Origin of the sequence: Terrabacter sp. 2YAF2, from assembly GCF_052114705.1 — a bacterium.
Classification (GTDB): Bacteria; Actinomycetota; Actinomycetes; order Actinomycetales; family Dermatophilaceae; genus Terrabacter.
On record NZ_JBFRFG010000047.1, the window covers coordinates 1 to 1,725 of the forward strand.

General features: G+C 70.8%; 1 protein-coding gene. It reads left to right on the forward strand.

What is annotated here, in order from left to right:
• Positions 1-195: 195 nt before the first annotated feature.
• Positions 196-1,470, forward strand: coding sequence for an IS110 family transposase (locus AB4030_RS22330; RefSeq protein WP_442281395.1), 1,275 nt, complete (start codon positions 196-198; stop codon positions 1,468-1,470).
• Positions 1,471-1,725: the final 255 nt, after the last annotated feature.

The following is a 1,725-nucleotide window of genomic DNA, read 5'->3' on the forward strand; positions in this document are numbered from 1 at the left end:
GCGGCATAGAAAGGCGTTCTGCGCGGTCGGGTCTGGCGTGGCGAACGTCCTCCTGATGCGCTTGTCGGGCTTGGTGTCCCACACGCAAGAAGGAGGACGTTCATGAACAACGGTAGTGGCGTTTCCCGCGGTGATCGGAACCGGAACGCTCGGCTTTCGCGGTTGCGGGCGGCGGTCCCGACCACGAACGCGATCGTGGGGATCGACCTGGCCGACCGCAAGCAGATGCTCGTCGTGACCGACCATGACTCGAAGGTGCTGGCGCGGCGGACGTTTCGCTGCAAGGCGTGGGACCTCGGGTCGGCGTTGGACTGGGCCGCGGACCGCGCCTCGCGTGCAGGGTTCGCCGGGGTGACGGTGGCGTGTGAGCCGACCGGGCACCGGTGGATGGTCCTGGCGCAGCTCGCCGCCGAACGGGGCATGTCGTTCGTGTGCGTGCAGCCCGCCGCCTCCTCCTGGGCCCGGAAGACCGAGGACCTGACGACGGACAAGACCGACGACAAGGACGCCGTGCTCATCGCCCGGCTGACCGGGCAGCTGCGCTGCTACCTGCCCGAACCGGTCGACGAGTCCAACCCGGCCTGGACCCGGCTGCGTCACCTCGGGACCCGCCGCGAGGAGCTCATCGGGGAGCATGTCGCGGCCGTGCAGATCGTTCGGGACCTGCTCGAGTGCGTGTGGCCGGCCGCGCTCGAGACCGCGAAGCACCCGTTCCGCTCCGCCACGTGGGTCGCCGCGCTGGCCGTCGTCGTTCGCCGGGACGGTGGGAACCTGGCCCGGACGAGGCGGCTCGGGCTGGCCCGGTTCGAGCGAGCCGTCCGCGCCGAGTTGGTCCGTCGTGGCGGGGTCCGCCCGTGCCTGCGGATCGTCCGCCGCCTCTTCGCCGCGTTGACCGACACCGCGGGTGTGGTGGCGCACCGGCCGGCGGTGTTCGAACGGCTCGAGTGGACCCTCGCAGACTGGGACACCGCCCGGTCCAACCTGACCGACATCGAAACCAGGATGGTGTGCGTCCTCGACGAGCTGGGCCTGACCGCGCTGGTCACGAGCATCGACGGTCTGTCGGCGGTCGGGGCCGCGGCGATCCTGGCCCAGACCGGCGACCTGACCCGGTTCACCTCCGCCCGGGCGGTGGTCAAGCACGCCGGCCTGGCGCCGCGGGAACGCAAGTCCGGCACCTTCACCGGCCGGGCCCGGGTCACCGGCGCCGGCCGGCCGCAGCTGCGGGTCGCCGCGTGGCGCGCGGTGTGGGGGTGCCTGCAGACGAACCGGGTGTACGCCGCCCGCTACCGATACCTCACCGGCCGCGAGGCCAATCGGCTCACCCCGACCCAGGCGCAGACCGCGGTCGCCGGCGCGATCTTGCGTCAGCTGTACGCCGTCGTCGTCCAGCAGCGGGCGTGGGACCCGGTCATCGCCGCCCACGGCACCACCAGGTGGAAGGAGACCGCGAGCACCACTGCGGCATAACGACATCCAGCACCAGAGCATCAGAGCATCAGCACCAAGCCACCAGCACGAGGCGCTAGCCACCAAGAGCTGGGGCGGGGTGAGCCTTCTGCGGCATTGAGAACCCTTGCGGTATCTCGTCGGACATCGCAGGCCGCCCCGTCCCGTCGTCGACACAACCCGATCACACGCTGCCGAGCACGACCTCGATTAGCTATGCAGGGACCGACGACGAGGACACCGGCACCCGCTCAGCCCTTGACGCTAAACACCTCA